The sequence below is a fragment of the Mycobacterium marinum genome, from assembly GCF_003391395.1.
Classification (GTDB): domain Bacteria; phylum Actinomycetota; class Actinomycetes; order Mycobacteriales; family Mycobacteriaceae; genus Mycobacterium; species Mycobacterium marinum.
In genome coordinates this window covers 5,785,021-5,801,959 of record NZ_CP024190.1, presented here as the reverse complement: position 1 = coordinate 5,801,959, position 16,939 = coordinate 5,785,021, and the positions used below count along the sequence as shown (strand labels likewise).

Genomic DNA, 16,939 nt, shown 5'->3' with positions numbered 1-16,939 from the left:
TCAGCATATGTGTGCCGTCACTGACCCCAGCGCTGGCCATGGCCAGGACCCCAGCACATCGGCCGCGCTGGGCAGACCGACCAGCGCTCCTTGCGAGAAGTACGGGCCGGCGTTGGGAGTCAGCGAGGAGTATCCGTCGTTGACGATCGGTGCCAGCACCGAGTTGAGGCCCGCGACGATCGGCGCCGGGACACCGATCTGCTCGAGCGGTAACAGCATCGGCAACGTCGGGGACGGGATCAGGTACGTCGTGATCGTGCCTCCCAGCGAGGTGGTCACGCTGGACACTTCGACCGCGTCCGACAGCGAGGCAAACGATGACGTGTTGTGGTAGTAGGCGGCCCCGAACAGGGAGTTCACCCAGGCCGGGAGATTCCATGGCCGGTCGGGCGGATTGCCCCAGAAGTCGTATTGGCCATTGACCACGCTGACGTCGTATTGGGTGTTGGCCAGGCCATGCACCGTGTAGTTGATCAAAGGCACGGTCAGGCCATCGGGCAAGTAGATGTGCGCCAAACCGAGCTCAGGGCTGCCGAACAAGGCGAACTCCAGGGCATGGGCCGGTGGCGCGTTGGGGTCGGTTGCCAGGTAAGCCAACTCGCGGTTGGCGACGATGGTGCCCTGTGACAGTGCGGCCACGTGCACCGGCAACCCGCTGCTATTGGTCACCGCGCTCATGATCTGCTCATGGAGCATCCGCGTTCCGATGGCGACGGCCGTGTTGGTGTCGGGGGCGGCCAGACTGCCGCTGAGGATGCCGATGCTGGCCGGATAGTTGATGACCGAAGCGATGGTGTCGGGGAACCAGTTTTCGCCGATCGCATGGTTGATCAAGTCATATCCCTGCAGGATCGACGCCGAACTGGGCCCCGGAATGCCCAGCAGGAGTGCCTGTCCCAGATAGGGCAGCTCGGTGAGGAATCTCGGGTAGTAAAGCGGTCCGGCCCCCGGGACCGTAATCCTGGTGCCTGCCGCCGCGGGCGCCATCGAGGCGCCCCCGGCGGGCGTGGCTGCGGTGCTGGCCGAGGCCGTCGGGTCGGCGCCGAGCAGCGGGTGCTCGAGCAGCGCCGTGGCCGGGGCGTTGATCGCGCCGGCCAGACATCGCTGCGCGTTGGCGATCTCGGTGGTCAGATACGTGTTGGCGTCGGCCGCCAAGGTGAGCACGAACCGCTCGTGAAACTCCGCCGCTTGGGCACTGGCCAGCTGATACTGCAGGCCGTGCGTGCTGAACAACGCCGCAATGTGGGTGGAGACGTCGTCGGCGCCCGCGGCCAGCAGCAGGGTTGTGGATCGGGCGGCCGCTGCGGTGGCCGTGCTGACCGCCGACCCCATCGCGGCCAAATCCTCGGCCGCGGTGCTCAGAAAATCGGGCGCTGCAACGACATACGACACGGGTCTCTCCTCGAGAGCACGAGGGAGGCGTGCCGATCGTCGGCCCTCGCGCAATCTGTGGCCATGAGGTTACTCGCAGGCCGGACCCTGGCGCCGACTTTTGGGCAGGACTGCCGGGACTTCATAGCCTTGTAGTCCGTCATCGGGTCGGTGCGTCATCGGCTCTCCCGGCCGGATCCAGGGCGCCAAGGGGCACATCTCATTCGTTCTGGCCTGATGGGATTGCCGTGGCGCGCGGCATTCGGAGCGCCGAACCTACCCGGTCGAAATATCCGAAATTACAGTCGCACAGTGATTTTCGGACAACTCAACCATCATGTTACTGGTCACAAGTCTTTTCGAGACAAAATCGTTAACCCGATGTGGCCGTGTCGTTTTCCGCGTTCGTCAAGATCCTCGGTGACCCAATACACGGGAGGGGACCTACGTGCGGTTTCCTGCGGCAGTGCTCGCCATACCCACGGCATTGCTTACCGCGTGTGCCATTTCGGCGCTGCCCGCCGTCTTCCCGCCCGCCACGCACGCCGCCGCCGCATTCGGTCCGCTGGCCCCGCCCAACCCGTTCATGGCGCCGAATGGATTGGCGTCCATGCACAATGACGCCGGATCGGCAGACGCGGGCCCGCTCCCCGGCCCCGGTGCGCGGCTGGCGCCGATCTTTGCCTACCCGCTGCTGGCCGCCTGTCCGAGCATCACCCAGGGGACTGACGGATTGGTGTTGGCCCTGTGCACCAACGACATCACCCAGGCCCCCATCGTCTATCTGATCGATCCCGGCGGCCTGGTTCCACATGTCATACCGCTGGCGAGCCTCGACGTCGCCAAAGGAGGTCTGCTCGGCGGCGTGTATGCCTACCTGGACAACAACAACCAGCTGGTGATGATCGACGGGACCAACCACCTACTGCGTATCGCTCATGCCAAGGACAGCAAGGGCTGCTGGCAATTGAGCATCACCGAGTCCACCGACGTGTCCAGTGCCATCCCGGCCGGCGATCAGTCCGTGGGTGTGGTCCCCGACTACCTGGGAAATGTGTGGTTCGCCACCGGCAGCGGCGTGGTCGGAGTGGCCAAGGTGGGCGGTGGTGTCGCCAGCGTTCAGTTGGACCCCGGTGAGCAAGTCGCCAACAGCATCTCGGCCTCGCCGGCCAACCGCGTCGGCGTGGCCACCACCGCCGCTCTCTACGAGCTCAACCTGGACGGCGTCGGCAATCCGCAGGTGCTGTGGCGGCAGCCCTACGATCGCGGCCCGGCTCGCAAGCCGGGACAACTCAGCTGGGGCACCGGTTCCACCCCAACCTATTTCGGGCCCACCGGTGCGGACTACCTGACCATCGTCGACAACGCTGACCCGCTGGTGCACGCGTTGATCTACGAGTCCGGAACGGGCAACCTGATCTGCCAGCAGCCGGTGCTGACTCAAGGCGGGCCGGGCAGTGAGAACTCGCCCATCGGCGCCGGGACGTCCATGTTCATCGCCAGCACCTACGGCTACCCGTATCCGGCGGTGCCGGCGGGCGCGGGCCCCGCGGTGCCCCCGACCGCGCCGTTCGTCGGGGGAATGACTCGGGTCGACGTCGAGCCCACCGGATGTCGCACCGTGTGGGACAGCAGGACTCGCAGTGCGGCGTTGCCCCACCTGTCTATTGCCGACGGCCTGATCTACACCATCACGCGGATCGGCCTGGACAACACCACACCGCTGGACGTCTTCGCGTTTGCCGTCATCGATCCGAACAACGGTCGAGTGCTGCTACAGCAACCGAAATCGGCCACCATCCTCAGTGATCCGATCCAAACGGCCTGCATGGTCCTGATGGACAACAAGATCATGCAGGGCAACATCACCGGAATCGGCCGTATCGGATGAGTTATTCCTGGTTGCCGAACTTCATCATCTCCAGGTTCCAGTATCCGCGCATGTTGGTCATGAGCCCCTCGTCGTTGACGCGATAGGTGAACACGCCGCGGACCTCGCTGGTGAAGCCGCCGTCAAACCTGCTGCGCAGCACCAGGATATGGGCGATCTCGTTGGGCGAACTCGACGGAAAGGTCTCCTCGCAGGTGATCGACAGCTGGTTGGCCGCAATGTTGGTGTCATAGAAGTTCGCCACACCATCTTTGCCCCGCACCCCGGTGCCGTCCGGGTTGGTCACGGACTTGCCGATCGGATCCTCGATGACGATGTCGTCGGCCATCAAGGCGAGCCACCCCTGGCGGTCGTGGGCTTGAACGCAGCGCCATGACGCCTGCGAGGCCGCCAATGCGGGGGACTGGGTGGCTTGGGTCATCGCTATCTCCTGTCGTCAAATGGCGCGCGCGGCGCGTGCACCGCCGCGTCGGTGGCCAGATGCAGGCCACCGGGAGTCTCGGGGTGCCGGTGATCAACCCTGTTGGCACCCACCGTGATCAGACCCACGCCACCTCTGGCGCGAGCCGCGAAACAGTCACGGGTGCGCTGGGCTGGCCGCCCGTCGGTGGTGTCGAACCTCGTCTCCATCGCAGACATCACCGGCCGGTTGCGCGGCGCCATGGCGCCGATTCGCCTCGGCGCCAACAGGTGCGGAAAGCGGGTCACCCAGGCCCACGCGCCTCGTGCCGAGCGGCCTACCGGTCGGCGTCGGTGAAGCGGATGACGCCGCGAATGTTCTTGCCGTCAATCATGTCCTGGTAGCCCTCGTTGATCTGTTCCAGCCGGTACTGGCGGGTGATCATGTCGTCGATGTTGAGCTTGCGCGCCTTGTACATGGACAGCAGTTGCGGAATGTCGTATTGCGGGTTACCGCCGCCGAAGATGGTGCCCTGCAAGTTCTTCTGCATCAGGGTCAGCATTGCCAGGTTCAGGTTGACCTGAGTGTCCAGCAGGCTGCCGATCGCGGTGACCACGCAGGTACCGCCCTTTGAGGTGATCGCCAAGTAGGTGTCGATGTCGGAGCCCTGCAGCTCGCCGACGGTGATCACCACTTTCTTGGCCATCAGCCCGTAGGTGACTTCGGCGATCCCCATGAGCGCCGCCTCCATGTCGGGGTAGACATGGGTGGCGCCGAACTTGAGCGCCTGGTCGCGTTTCCACTCCACCGGCTCGACGGCGAAGATGTAGCGGGCGCCGGCGGTCACCGCGCCCTGCAGCGCCGCCATGCCGACCCCGCCAAGACCGACGATGGCGACGTCGTCGCCGGGGCGGACGTCGGCGGTACGAACTGCCGAGCCGTAGCCGGTGGTGACGCCGCAACCCACCAGGGCGGCGACCTCGAAAGGAATGGCCGGGTCGATCTTCACCACCGAGCTGCGGTGTACCACCATGTACGGCGAGAAGGTGCCCAACAGGGTCATGGGGTAGACGTTCTGGCCGCGGGCCTGGATGCGGAAGGTGCCGTCGGACACCGCGGCGCCGGCCAGCAGCCCCGCCCCCAGGTCGCAGAGATTGCGCAGGCCGGCCTGACAGGTCGGGCATCTGCCGCAGGACGGGATGAAGGACAACACCACGTGGTCGCCGGGGGCGATGTCGTCCACACCGGGGCCGACCTCGGTGACGACACCGGCGCCCTCATGTCCGCCCAGGACCGGGAAGCCCGCCATCGGAATGCCGCCGGTGACCAGGTGGTTGTCGGAGCGGCACATGCCCGCCGCTTCCATCTGAATCTTGACCTCGTCTTTGACCGGATCGCCGATTTCGATGTCCTCGACCGACCACGGCTGGTTGAACTCCCAGATCAGAGCGCCTTTTGTCTTCACGTTGGACCTGACCTCATTTCGCCATTGAATTGATCAGAACTGCCGGACGCGGGCGCCCAGTCAGTAGTGACGAGTGCCACAGGACACTCTTTTCGGCCAGCATAGCGCGCGCAACAAAACAAATGCTTGGTTGGGTGCATGGAGCGGCTGGCCGTACCCGGGTCACCAGATCGGGACGGGCGTCTTACCCAGCGGGTAGTAGCCGGGAAGCCGCTCACCGGCGAGGCTGCGCTCGATGCGCCGCTGCATGCCCGCGGACAGCTTCCCGGCCTTCATCAGATCCAGGTACAGCGCCTGCACGTGTCCGAAGTCGAAGAAGTCGCGCTGCCACTCGATGAGTTTGTCCGCGTTGAGCCGGAACCAGCTGCCGCCGATGCCGTAGATCTCCTGTCGGCCGCCGTCGCCGTCGGTGACGACCTGCTTCCAGAAGCCGACGATCTCGCCCTGCCGGTCATCGATGATGACCTTCTGATAGGGGTACTGCCAGTTCTGAAGGCCCTCCATCTCGTACCCGAGCGCGACGTCGCGGATCTCGTCGATCCCGACGCACATCACGTCTTCCTTCGGGCCGATGTTCCATCCGTAGGTGGCATCGGGGGCGTAGAAGTCGGCCAGTGGCTTCCAGTCGCCCGCAGCCTCGCAGTCCCTGTTGGCCTGAAGCCAGGACTGCACCCACTGTTCAAGTTCGCTACGTTCGAACGACGCCATTGTCCTCAGTCTTCTTTCGCTTTGATCGATAGTGCTTGGGTTGGACACATTCGCACCGCCTGCTCTATCTCTGGGCGGGCTTGCTCGGGGGGCTCGGGACCGATGATCTCGACCTTGCCTCGCTTGGGCACCCGGAAGTAGTCCGGTGCCTCCAATTCGCACATGGCGTGGCCCTGGCACAGATCCAGGTCGGCCTCAATCCGGTAGCTCATCAGTGGCCCCGGTTGTCGCTCATTTTTCTGCGGCGGTAGCGCACCCTGGCGGGGCGCGCCAACTGAACCACCATCTTGGAGTGGTCGTTGCGATAGCTGTCGGCGGGCTGCGCCATCTCGAACTCGTACTCGCGCAGCAATACCGAGAAGATCGCCTTGATTTGCATGGTGGCGAATGCCGCCCCCACGCAGCGATGCCGTCCGGCGCCGAACGGGATCCAGGTCCAGCGGTTGATCAAATCCTCTTGCCGCGGCTCCTGGTAGCGCTCGGGCACAAACTCATCCGGATCGGGGAAGTCCTCGGCAATCCGGTTGGAGATCGCCGGTGAAGCCGCAACCAGTTCACCTTCGTGAATCGGGTAACCCTCGACCTCGAATTCGCCCTTGGCCACCCGCATCAGGATGATCAACGGCGGGTGTAGTCGCAGCGTCTCCTTCAAAACGTTCTCCAGCCGTGGAATCTGGCGCAGCGCGTGGAAACTCACCGGCTGGCCGTCGGCGTAGAGCTCGTCGAGCTCGTCGATCACGGCGGCATACGCGTCGGGGTGGCGCAGCAGCTCGATCAGCGTCCAGGCCGAGGTACCCGAACTGGTGTGGTGCCCGGCGAACATCAACGAGATGAACATGCCGGTCACCTCATCGGCGCAGAACCGCGGATTGCCTTGCTCATCGGTGATCGACACCAGCACGTCGAGCATGTCGCGGTCACGCTTGTCGGTCGGTGGGTTGGCGACCCGCTGGTGCATGATCTCCTGGACCAACGCCACCAAGCCTTTTCGGGCCTCGTCTCGCCGACGGAAACTTTCGATCGGCAGATACGGATCCGCGTAGCACAGCGGGTCGGTGCCGCGCTCGAGCTCGTGATAGAAGTACGCGAACCGGGAGTCGAGCTGGTTGCGGAACTTCGTGCCGATCAGACACGAGGTCGAGGTGTAGATGGTCAGTTCGGCAAAGAACTCCAGCAGGTCGATTTCGCCTTCCTGGCCCCAGTTCTCGATCATCCGATGCACTTCGCGTTCGATGGTCGTGGCATGCCCTTTCATGTGCTCGCCACGCAATGCCGAGTTGTGCAGCATCTCCTTGCGCCGCTCGGGGCTGGCGTCGAACACCACCCCTTTGCCGAAGATCGGGGTCATGAAGGGGTAGGCCTCGGCCTGGTCGAGTTCTTCATCGCTGGAGCGGAAAAAGAACTCATTGGCTTTGGCGCCAGAGAGCAGGACAACGTGCTTGTTGGCCAACTGGAACCAGCCCACGTCGCCGCATTCGTCGCGCACCCGCTGCATCAACCCGATCGGATCGGTGCGGAACTCCTCGAGATGTCCGTGTTCCTCTTCGCCGCCGGACACTCGCGGCACGATTGCTGTCGTCATGAATCCTTGGCCTTCTCATCGACTTTGAGTTGCTGACGGTTCGTGGTGGCGGCCAACGGGGCTTCCGGCTGCAACTCCATGTTGGCCACGAACCCACCCCTGGGTGTTTCCGCCACGAATATGATGGCCCGGGCGATGTCGGATGCTCGCAGGAAGTAGTCGTGGCGCGCCTGACCCCATTTGGCCCAGTCCTCGAGTGCCGGGCCGATCGACTCGACCGGCAGGCTCCAGCCCATCGCCGTCTTGGTCGGGCCGGGATGCACGATCGACGCACGCAGGCCGGTGCCCTCCAATTCCATTTGCAGGTTGGTGACCATTGCCACCAGTGCGGCTTTGGCCGCACCGTAGGCACCCATGTGTGGGCGCTGGCGCAGCGCCACATCCGAGCCCACGAAGATCAGGTCCCCGCGCTGGCGTTCGAGCATGCCCGGAAGAACGGCGGTGGCCAGCCGGTTTGCCCCGATCAAATGGATCTGGACCTGCGATTCGAAAGTCTCGGTGTCGATTTCGTAGAGTCGACCGAAGTAGGTGTCGCCGGCGCCGGCGACCAGCACCTCGATGTCACCGAGCCGCTCGGTGGCCTGATGCACGAAATCCTTGACCGAATCTGCGTCAGTGACATCGAGGGCCAGCGCGACGGCATCGCCGCCATCGGCGCGAATCTTTTCGGCGATCTCTTCACACTTCTGAACCCGCCGCGCGCCCAGCGCAACCGGAAAGCCATGGGCGGCCAGCTCGACCGCGGTGGCGGCGCCGATTCCCGATGATGCGCCGGCGACGATCGCGGGCCGGCGATCCGGGTGGGGCTGGAAGCGAGGCATCAGGCGACCTCCACGGTGATCGGCAGGTGAGCGAATCCGCGGACGTTGCTGGAGTGGACCCGCACGGCGTTGCCCTCGTCGACCTGGTAGCCACGGATTCGTCTGAACAGTTCGGTCAGTGCCACCCGGGCTTCCATCCGAGCCAGATGTGCTCCCAGACAGAAGTGCGCGCCACTACCGAAACTCAGCAGCTTCGAGCCGATCTCGCGCCCGATCAGGTACTCGTCGGGATCCTGGAATGCCCGCTCGTCACGGTGGGCCGAGCCCGGCAACAGGAGCACCACGTCCCCCTCGGGGATCGTGGTGTCGTAGAGGGTGAGTTCACCGACGACGGTGCGGGCCAGGATCTGGCTCGAGGTGTCATAGCGCAGGGTTTCCTCGACCCACAGCGGTACTCGAGACAGATCGGCGTAGATCGGTGTCAGTTGATCGGTGTTCTTGTGGCCCCAATACGCGGCATTGGCGAGAAGTTTGGTCGTCGTCTCATTTCCGGCGATCACCATCAAGAACATGAAACCGAGCACTTCTTCGTCGGTAAGGCGGTCGCCGTCGACGTCGGCGGCCAGCAGCGCGGAGGTCAGATCGCCGGAGGGCTTCTTACGCCGCTCGGCGATCATCTGCTGGTAGTAGACGATGAGGTTGATCGATGCCTCGATGGCCGATGCCGGTACATCCGTGACACCGTCCTCGCGGTGCATCACCCCGTCTGCCATCGCCCGGATCTGATCGCGATCGGCGACCGGAACGCCCATCAGCTCGGAGATCACGTCCATCGGCAGCTTGCCGGCGAATTCGGCCACATAGTCGACCGTCTGGGAGCCGCCGGCCATGTCCAGCATGGTGTCCAGGTGCGCCACGGCCAGCTCGGTCACCCGCGGCTCCAGCTCGCGAATCCGCCTTGGCGTAAAGCCTTTCGAGACCAGCGTGCGCAGCCGTAGATGCGCCGGGTCGTCCATCGCCAAGAATGACATCGTCTTGGTGGCATGGGGCCCGCGTGACACCGGATCCAGCGAAACTCCGTCGCGGTTGGAAAGCGTGGTGCTGTTGCGGAATCCCTGGTGCACGTCGCGGTGCCGGGACAGCGCCCAGAACCCGAGTTCCTGGTTGTGATAGAGCGGGGCCTCGTCGCGCAGCCGCCGATAGTACGGATACGGATCCTCGTGGAAGTCGTAGTCATAGGGATCGAGGACCAGCTCGGGTCCCCCCACGTGCACGCTCATGCGTCCTCGCCCGCCTCGGCGGCTGGCTCTGCCAAAGCGTCGCCGGGGGCCGCCTGCCCCGCGCCGACCAGGATCAGTACCGCGACGTCTGCCAGCCGGTCGGCAACTTCGTGATAGGTGAATTCCCCACTGCCGGCGTGTACCAGCGCGCCGAAAAATGCCATTTCGAGCGCCGCGATGGTGCCGGGTTGCGCCCCAGGACCGATGGCCGAGGCGATCCGGCGATGGATCTCGGCGCCGATCTGATCGCGCACGGTGCGCACCGCGGGGTCGGCGCCGCCGCCCAGTAGCGCCGCCGTGCACGCGGCCCCCACCTCGGGTTCATCCGCTACCACCAGGGCCAGGTGGCGCAGCGCCTGTACCACCCGATCGCGCATCGCGACGTTGACGTCGGTGAAGAAGGGGACCTTGCGCACCAGGTCGAGATAGACCTCGGCGATCAGGTGGTTCTTCGACGAAAAGTAGGTATATGCGGTGGCCGGGGACACCCCGGCGCGGGCCGCCACCATCCGGACCGTCAGGTCCGGGTAGGAGCTCGCCCGCAAGGTGTCCATGCCAGCTGCCAGCACCCGGCGAAAGGTCTCCTCCTGGCGACGGTTGCGCCGCCGATCTCCGGACTCGTGCTGTTGCTGGTCGGTGACCGTAACCAGTGCATCGCTGGACACATGTCCAAGCTAGAGGATGGTTGCGAGGCGAGGCAACCCCCGTGCCTGAAAATACTGGCCTAACACCTATAACCGGGGAGATTGGCGGTTGCCGGCGGGGTCGGACCTTGCACCGTCGCCGCGCTTGAAGCTATGGTTGGCCCATCGATATCGGACAGCTGTCCATTGGATTGGTCCTTCATCAGCACGGAGGCGGGAGCGGTAGATGGCCCTGTTGGCCGACGGAGTCAGCTCACTGTTCATCGATGGCAAGCGCTGCGAGGGTGGGGCGGGTACTTTTGCGACCGTCAACCCGGCCACCGAGGAAACGCTCGGCGTGGCGGCCGATGCCGATGCGGGTGATATGGACCGGGCGGTCGAGGCCGCGCGCCGCGCATTCGACGACACCGATTGGTCGCGCAACACCGAATTGCGAGTGCGATGCGTGCGGCAGCTGCGCGACGCGATGCGTGAACACATCGAAGAGCTGCGCGCGGTGACCATCTCCGAAGTCGGGGCGCCGCGGATGCTCACCGCCGCCGCTCAATTGGAGGGCCCGGTCAATGACCTGGCCTTTTCCGCCGACACCGCCGAATCCTATTCCTGGAAGCAGGATCTCGGTGCGGCGGCGCCCATGGGCATCCCGACGCGGCGCACCCTGGTGCGCGAGGCGGTGGGCGTCGTCGGCGCCATCACGCCGTGGAACTTCCCGCACCAGATCAACCTCGCCAAGCTGGGCCCCGCGCTGGCCGCGGGCAATACCGTCGTGCTGAAACCGGCACCGGACACACCGTGGTGCGCGGCGGTGCTCGGCGAATTGATCGCCGATTGCACCGATATCCCACCCGGCGTCGTCAACATCGTCACCTCCAGCGAACACGGCCTGGGCGCTCTGTTGGCCAAAGACCCTCGCGTGGACATGGTTTCGTTCACCGGATCCACCGCGACCGGCCGCAGTGTGATGGCCGATGGGGCGGCCACCATCAAGAGAATGTTCTTGGAGCTGGGTGGCAAATCGGCCTTCATCGTGCTCGATGACGCCGACCTGGCCGCGGCGAGCTCGGTATCGGCCTTCACCGCAAGCATGCATGCCGGGCAGGGGTGTGCGATCACCACCAGGCTGGTGGTGCCGCGTGCCCGCTACGACGAGGCCGTCGCAATAGCTGCGGGGACCATGTCGTCGATCAAGCCCGGCGATCCTGATGATGCCAGAACGGTTTGTGGTCCTTTGATTTCGCAACGGCAGCGGGACCGGGTACAGGGTTATCTCGACTTGGCGATCGCCGAAGGCGGAACCTTCGCTTGCGGCGGCGGGAGGCCGGCCGGCCGGCAGGTCGGTTACTTCATCGAGCCCACGGTGATCGCGGGTCTGACCAACGACGCCCGGCCCGCGCGCGAAGAGATCTTCGGTCCGGTGCTCACGGTGCTTGCTCACGACGGTGACGATGACGCCGTGCGCATCGCCAACGATTCACCGTATGGCTTGTCGGGCACCGTTTATGGCGGTGACCCGCAGCGAGCCGCCGACGTCGCCGCGCGGCTGCGGGTGGGCACCGTGAACGTCAACGGCGGGGTTTGGTATTGCGCTGATGCGCCGTTCGGGGGATACAAGCAATCCGGGATCGGGCGTGAGATGGGCCTCGCCGGATTCGAGGAGTATCTGGAAACCAAGCTGATTGCGACTGCGGCGAATTAGAGGAGAACGCGTGGGACAGTTCGAGAAGAAGGTGGCGATCGTCACCGGGGCGGCGCAGGGTATTGGCCAGGCGTATGCGGACGCCCTGGCTCGCGAGGGTGCGCGCGTGGTCGTCGCCGACATCAATGCCGAGGCTGCCGAGAAGACCGCAAAGCAGATTGTCGCCGACGGTGGCACGGCAATTCATGTGCCCGTGGATGTTTCCGATGAGGAGTCGGCCAGGGCGATGGCCGATCGTACGGTCAGCGAGTTCGGCGGCATCGACTACCTGGTGAACAACGCCGCGATCTACGGCGGCATGAAGCTCGACCTACTGCTGACGGTGCCGTTGGACTACTACAAGAAGTTCATGAGCGTCAACCACGACGGGGTGCTGGTGTGCACGCGCGCCGTGTACAAGCACATGGCCAAACGCGGTGGCGGGGCAATCGTGAACCAGTCGTCGACGGCGGCGTGGCTGTACTCGAACTTCTATGGTTTGGCCAAAGTCGGGGTCAACGGGCTTACCCAACAGCTTTCCCGTGAGCTTGGCGGAATGAAGATCCGGATCAATGCGATCGCGCCGGGACCGATCGACACCGAAGCCACCAGAACCGTCACGCCCGGCGAGTTCGTCAAGGACATGGTCAAGCAGATCCCGTTGAGTCGGATGGGGACTCCCGAGGACCTGGTGGGGATGTGCCTGTTCTTGCTCGGCGACCAGGCCTCCTGGATTACCGGGCAGATCTTCAATGTCGATGGCGGCCAGATCATCCGCTCGTAGCCACCGGAGACGATGCAAAGCCAAGCGATGACAAGGAGCGGCGCACATGTCTGAGCACCCGAAACTCGGGTACATCGGTCTGGGCAACCAGGGTGCCCCGATGGCCAAACGCCTGCTCGACTGGCCCGGCGGCCTAGTGGTTTACGACGTCCGGGCCGAGGCGATGACGCCGTTGGCCGAAGCCGGCGCCAGCGCCGCCGCCAGCGTCGCCGAGGTCGCCGGCGCCGACATCATCAGCGTGACTGTGCTCAACGACGCCCAGGTGCGTGAGGTGATCACCGGTGCGAACGGTCTGGCGGCACACGCGCGCGCGGGCACCATCATTGCGATTCACTCCACGATCAGCGACACCACCGCCGAAGAACTCGCGCGGGAACTGCGCTCGCGCGGGATTCACGTCATTGACGCGCCGGTCAGCGGTGGTGCGGGAGCCGCTAGCAAGGGCCAACTGGCCACCATGGTGGGGGCCGGCGACGACGTCTTTGCCCGGGTCAAAGAGCCGTTCTCGTGCTGGGCATCGCTGGTGGTACATGCCGGCCCGCCCGGTGCGGGCACCCGAATGAAGCTGGCCCGCAACATGCTGACCTTCACCATTTATGCGGCCGTCGGCGAGGCCTGGAAGCTGGCCGAGGCAAGTGGGGTGAACCTGCAGGATCTGGGCAACGTGGTGCGCCACACGGACAAACTGACCAGCGGCGCCGGGTCGATCATGTTCCGTGATAACACGAAAGACCTTGAGCCTGGCCATTTCCTGTACGACGGATTTGTGCACGCCCGCGATCTTGGTGAGAAGGATCTGGGGCTGGCGCTGGCGTTGGGCGAGGCGCTGTCAGTCGATCTGCCGCTGGCTAGGCTCGCGTTGGAGCGGCTTGCGCCCGGTCTTGGGGTACCGCACACACAGAAGGACGCGTAATGGACGAACTGCGCCGCAAGGGCCTGGACAAGATGAACGAGGTCTACGGCTGGGAGATGCCCAACATCGAGGGTGACGCGTACTTCGACCTGACCGTTGATCACCTCTTCGGCACGATCTGGACCCGGCCGGGGCTGTCGATGCGCGACAGACGTCTCATGACGCTGACGGCGGTGACGGCGATCGGAAATCGCGACCTGGCCGAGATCCAGATCAACGCCGCGCTGCTCAACGGGGAACTCACCGAGGACGAACTGAAGGAAATGGCGGTCTTTCTCACCCACTACCTCGGGTTTCCGCTGGGTTCGGCGCTCAATGGTGCGGTCGACGCGGTCGTGGCGCGGCGTAAGAAGGCCGCGGCGAAGGGCGCCGGCGAGGACAAGAAGGGCAACGTCGACGACGCGTTGAAGATGCACTCGGGCGGCAAGCCGGACTGAGACGGTGCCGGGCCGGGTGAGCCCGCTAGGCTTGCCCCGTGCGCGTCCTGGTGATCGGCTCCGGTGCCCGTGAACATGCTCTACTGCTGGCACTCGCCCGCGACCCGCAGGTCAGCGGGCTAGTTGTTGCTCCCGGGAACGCGGGCACCGCCCGGCTGGCCGAGCAACACGATGTCGATATCACCTCCGGTGACGACGTCGTCGCGCTGGCCCGCGAGGTGCGCGCCGACCTGGTGGTTATCGGCCCGGAGGTGCCACTGGTCCTCGGGGTGGCCGACGCCGTTCGCGCGGCCGGAATCGTGTGTTTCGGCCCCAGCAAGGACGCGGCGCGCATCGAGGGATCCAAGGCGTTCGCCAAAGAGGTGATGGCCGCGGCCGGGGTACGCACCGCCAGCAGCGAGATCGTCGATAACCCCGCGCGCTTGGACGCCGCTCTCGATCGATTCGGGCCGCCCGCCGGTGACCCGGCCTGGGTGGTGAAAGACGACCACCTGGCCGCGGGCAAGGGGGTGGTGGTCACACCGGAGCGTGATGCCGCCCGGGCACACGCTGCCGGGCTGCTGGAAGCGGGGCACCCGGTGCTGCTGGAGTCGTATCTGGACGGCCCCGAGGTATCGCTGTTCTGCGTGATCGACGGTGAGACCGTGGTGCCGCTGCTACCGGCGCAGGACTTCAAGCGGGTCGGAGAAGGTGATACCGGCCCCAACACCGGAGGAATGGGCGCCTACGCGCCGCTGCCCTGGCTGCCCGACGGCAGCTACCGGCAAGTCGTCACCGAGATCATCGAACCCGTTGCGGCCGAGCTAGTTCGGCGTGGTTGCCCGTTCTCCGGATTGCTCTACGCCGGCCTGGCGATCACCGCGAAGGGGCCGGCGGTGGTCGAATTCAATTGCCGTTTCGGTGATCCGGAGACCCAGGCGGTGCTGGCGTTGCTGGACTCACCGCTCGGTCAGTTGCTGCACGCCGCCGGTAGCGGAAAGCTGGCCGACTTCGGCGAACTGCGCTGGCGCGAGGGTGCCGCGGTGGCGGTGGTACTGGCCGCGGAGAACTATCCCGGACGGCCCCGCCTTGGCGACGTCATCGTCGGCGCCGAGGCTGACGGGATCTTGCATGCGGGCACGGCACGCCGCGACGACGGGGCGATCGTGTCATCCGGGGGCAGGGTGCTCTCGGCGGTGGGAACCGGTGCTGACCTGGCCGCGGCGCGCGCGGACGCGTACCGCATTCTGGGGTCGATTCGTCTGCCGGGCAGTCATTTCCGCAATGACATTGGGTTGCTCGCCGCGCAGGGCAGGGTCGGCGGCTAACCCACCTCCCGAGCGGGCGATGCCCCTTTGGCGGCTTTCCTACCCCTGGTACTGCGGGCAGTAGGCGGTGATCGCCGCGTTGATGCCGGCGGACGCCTGTGCGGGCGTGATTCCGGTGTTGTTCACGGTCGCGGCGGCGGCATCATGGGGGGTTCCCCCGTTTTGCAGGCTGGTGCATACGGCACGGCCGGTGGCGGCCGCGGTTGCGGGGTCGGTGACGGTGATACCGGGAATCTCTGACACCAGGGACAGGAAACTCTGGTCGGGGCTGGGGGGATGTGGTGGTGCCGGCGGCGTCACAACGGGCGCGGGAATTCTGGAAACCTTTGGCGCGGAGATGATCTGGGTTTCGGCCGGTCGCTGTGGTGGCGGCGCGACTCGGTGCGGGGCCGGCACGGGTGGCGTGGGCCGCGGCGGTGGCGGGTGTTGTGCCACCGGTTGGGTCGGCGACGGCGGAGGGCCTTGTTCCGGGGATGCGGCCAGCGTCCTGTGCGCAGAGGCAGTGGTGTCATTGGAGATCGAGTAGCCACTGGCGCCGACGGCAGTGAGCGCTAGCACCGTCGATGCTGCCGCGAAGATGCGCCACCTACCGCGTCGTTGCGGCGTTTCGCGGTCAGCCAAGGTTCGAGGCGCCGGGGTGGCCTTGGCCGGCCTGCTCGCCAGAGGTGCCGGCATGGTCGAAGCCGAGGACTTCGGGTGCCGGCCACAGCGGGCGGCCCGCGCGAACGCGTGCGCGAAATCTGTGCATCGGGCGTATCGATCGGCGGGATTCTTCGCCAGTGCCACGGCCAGCACCGGGTCGAAGGCCGCGAGTTCGGGGCGCGTCTGGGCCAGCGCCGGTGGCGGGGTGGACAGGTGGCGGCTGATCACCACGGCCGGGTTGGTGTGCGGGAACAATGTTGTCCCGGTCAGCAGGTGGTAGACGGTGGCGGCGAGCGCGTACTGATCGGCACGTCCGTCGATCGGTTCGTCCGTCAGCTGTTCGGGCGCGGCGTAGGGGAACGTTCCGATGGTCATGTTGGTGGCGGTCAGACCACTGGCGTCGCCGATGTTGCGCGCTATTCCGAAGTCGCCCAACAGGATTCTCTGGCCGTCTTCGCCGGGGTCGCTGAGCAAGATGTTCGCCGGGCTGACGTCGCGGTGCAGCAGATCATGGTGCTGATGCGCGTAGTCGAGCGCGCTGGCGATCGCCGCGATGATTGTCGACACCTGATCTGCCGGCATGCCAACCGGGTAGTGGTCCCGTAGCAGGCTGGCCGCGTCGGTTCCCTCGACGTAGTCCATCGAGATCCAGAGCCCGCCGGCATGTTCGCCCCGGTCGTTCACCCGGACGATGTTCGGATGCCACAGCGCGGCGGCAACGTCGGCCTCCCTGATGAAGCGACGACGATAGTCGTCGTCGGCACAGACGCCGGCGCCGAGGACCTTGAGCGCTTCGTGGCGGGGCAACCGTGGGTGCTTGGCTAGGTAGACCTCGCCCATGCCGCCGGAACCCAGCAACCGGAGGATGGTGTAACCGGCAAATACTTCTCCGGCAGTCAACCCGATGCCGGGGTCTTGATGAACTAGCCCAACCATCACGCCGTCCATTGCAGTGTTGCCGGCGCCGGCTCAGCGCTGGCCTGGGATTAGTCTAGGGAGTTCACGTTCCGTTTACCATGACGCCATCACCGGTTCATTGAAAAGTCTTACCTGATGGCCGGGTGCCGCCGCCAGCCGGA

17 protein-coding genes are annotated in these 16,939 nt (G+C 65.4%); 6 read left to right on the top strand and 11 right to left on the bottom strand.

The genetic code is table 11. The annotated features are described in order from the left end of the window. Complete coding sequence (locus CCUG20998_RS24560; RefSeq protein WP_020730712.1) at positions 1-1,392, bottom strand: PE-PPE domain-containing protein; 1,392 nt, start codon at positions 1,390-1,392, stop codon at positions 1-3. A 427-nt stretch (positions 1,393-1,819) separates the two neighbouring features. On the opposite strand from CCUG20998_RS24560, the gene CCUG20998_RS24555 reads away from it, so the two are divergent. Continuing rightward, positions 1,820-3,262 carry a hypothetical protein gene (locus tag CCUG20998_RS24555; RefSeq protein ID WP_036456703.1) on the top strand — a complete coding sequence of 481 codons (1,443 nt, stop codon included), beginning with the start codon at positions 1,820-1,822 and terminating at the stop codon, positions 3,260-3,262. A 1-nt stretch (position 3,263) separates the two neighbouring features. On the opposite strand, the gene CCUG20998_RS24550 is transcribed toward CCUG20998_RS24555, so the two are convergent. From CCUG20998_RS24550 to CCUG20998_RS24510, 9 genes are all read right to left on the bottom strand, one after another. Continuing rightward, positions 3,264-3,683 (bottom strand): ketosteroid isomerase family protein, encoded by a 420-nt coding sequence (locus CCUG20998_RS24550; protein WP_020730714.1) that lies wholly within the window; start codon positions 3,681-3,683, stop codon positions 3,264-3,266. A 2-nt stretch (positions 3,684-3,685) separates the two neighbouring features. Beyond that, entirely contained in the window at positions 3,686-3,970 is a 285-nt protein-coding gene (locus CCUG20998_RS24545; RefSeq protein WP_036456704.1) for a beta/alpha barrel domain-containing protein, read from the bottom strand. A 29-nt stretch (positions 3,971-3,999) separates the two neighbouring features. After that, the gene (locus CCUG20998_RS24540) at positions 4,000-5,127 is read right to left on the bottom strand and encodes an NDMA-dependent alcohol dehydrogenase (RefSeq protein WP_012396464.1); all 1,128 of its coding nucleotides are present in this window, start codon (positions 5,125-5,127) and stop codon (positions 4,000-4,002) included. Between the two features lie 162 nt (positions 5,128-5,289). Continuing rightward, the gene (locus CCUG20998_RS24535; protein WP_012396463.1) at positions 5,290-5,835 is read right to left on the bottom strand and encodes a nuclear transport factor 2-like protein; all 546 of its coding nucleotides are present in this window, start codon (positions 5,833-5,835) and stop codon (positions 5,290-5,292) included. A 5-nt stretch (positions 5,836-5,840) separates the two neighbouring features. Further along, positions 5,841-6,047 carry a ferredoxin gene (locus CCUG20998_RS24530; RefSeq protein ID WP_020730716.1) on the bottom strand — a complete coding sequence of 69 codons (207 nt, stop codon included), beginning with the start codon at positions 6,045-6,047 and terminating at the stop codon, positions 5,841-5,843. Further along, the gene (locus tag CCUG20998_RS24525; RefSeq protein WP_020730717.1) at positions 6,047-7,417 is read right to left on the bottom strand and encodes a cytochrome P450; all 1,371 of its coding nucleotides are present in this window, start codon (positions 7,415-7,417) and stop codon (positions 6,047-6,049) included. Before CCUG20998_RS24525 ends, CCUG20998_RS24530 begins: the two co-directional genes overlap by 1 nt. Further along, on the bottom strand, positions 7,414-8,238 hold the full coding sequence (locus CCUG20998_RS24520; protein ID WP_020730718.1) for an SDR family oxidoreductase: 825 nt from the start codon (positions 8,236-8,238) through the stop codon (positions 7,414-7,416). The genes CCUG20998_RS24525 and CCUG20998_RS24520 overlap by 4 nt, the downstream gene beginning before the upstream one ends. Further along, positions 8,238-9,458, bottom strand: coding sequence for a cytochrome P450 (locus CCUG20998_RS24515; RefSeq protein ID WP_020730719.1), 1,221 nt, complete (start codon positions 9,456-9,458; stop codon positions 8,238-8,240). The genes CCUG20998_RS24520 and CCUG20998_RS24515 overlap by 1 nt, the downstream gene beginning before the upstream one ends. Beyond that, positions 9,455-10,123 carry a TetR/AcrR family transcriptional regulator gene (locus CCUG20998_RS24510; RefSeq protein WP_020730720.1) on the bottom strand — a complete coding sequence of 223 codons (669 nt, stop codon included), beginning with the start codon at positions 10,121-10,123 and terminating at the stop codon, positions 9,455-9,457. Before CCUG20998_RS24510 ends, CCUG20998_RS24515 begins: the two co-directional genes overlap by 4 nt. A gap of 205 nt (positions 10,124-10,328) precedes the next feature. Here CCUG20998_RS24510 and CCUG20998_RS24505 point away from each other — a divergent pair, with 205 nt between their 5' ends. Genes CCUG20998_RS24505 through purD form a run of 5 tightly spaced genes read left to right on the top strand, consistent with a single transcriptional unit; the run spans position 10,329 to position 15,218 of the window. Continuing rightward, on the top strand, positions 10,329-11,798 hold the full coding sequence (locus tag CCUG20998_RS24505; RefSeq protein ID WP_020730721.1) for an aldehyde dehydrogenase: 1,470 nt from the start codon (positions 10,329-10,331) through the stop codon (positions 11,796-11,798). Positions 11,799-11,808: 10 nt separating this feature from the next. Then, entirely contained in the window at positions 11,809-12,561 is a 753-nt protein-coding gene (locus tag CCUG20998_RS24500; protein WP_020730722.1) for an SDR family oxidoreductase, read from the top strand. A gap of 46 nt (positions 12,562-12,607) precedes the next feature. Then, positions 12,608-13,474: an NAD(P)-dependent oxidoreductase gene (locus tag CCUG20998_RS24495; RefSeq protein WP_020730723.1), complete on the top strand. Its 867-nt coding sequence runs from the start codon at positions 12,608-12,610 to the stop codon at positions 13,472-13,474. After that, on the top strand, positions 13,474-13,911 hold the full coding sequence (locus CCUG20998_RS24490; RefSeq protein ID WP_020730724.1) for a carboxymuconolactone decarboxylase family protein: 438 nt from the start codon (positions 13,474-13,476) through the stop codon (positions 13,909-13,911). Before CCUG20998_RS24495 ends, CCUG20998_RS24490 begins: the two co-directional genes overlap by 1 nt. Positions 13,912-13,949: 38 nt before the next feature. After that, entirely contained in the window at positions 13,950-15,218 is a 1,269-nt protein-coding gene (purD, locus tag CCUG20998_RS24485) for a phosphoribosylamine--glycine ligase (protein WP_020730725.1), read from the top strand. Positions 15,219-15,257: 39 nt separating this feature from the next. Here the strand turns inward: purD and CCUG20998_RS24480 are convergent, their stop codons facing one another. After that, positions 15,258-16,796 (bottom strand): serine/threonine-protein kinase, encoded by a 1,539-nt coding sequence (locus CCUG20998_RS24480; RefSeq protein WP_036457045.1) that lies wholly within the window; start codon positions 16,794-16,796, stop codon positions 15,258-15,260. Between the last annotated feature and the right edge of the window lie 143 nt (positions 16,797-16,939).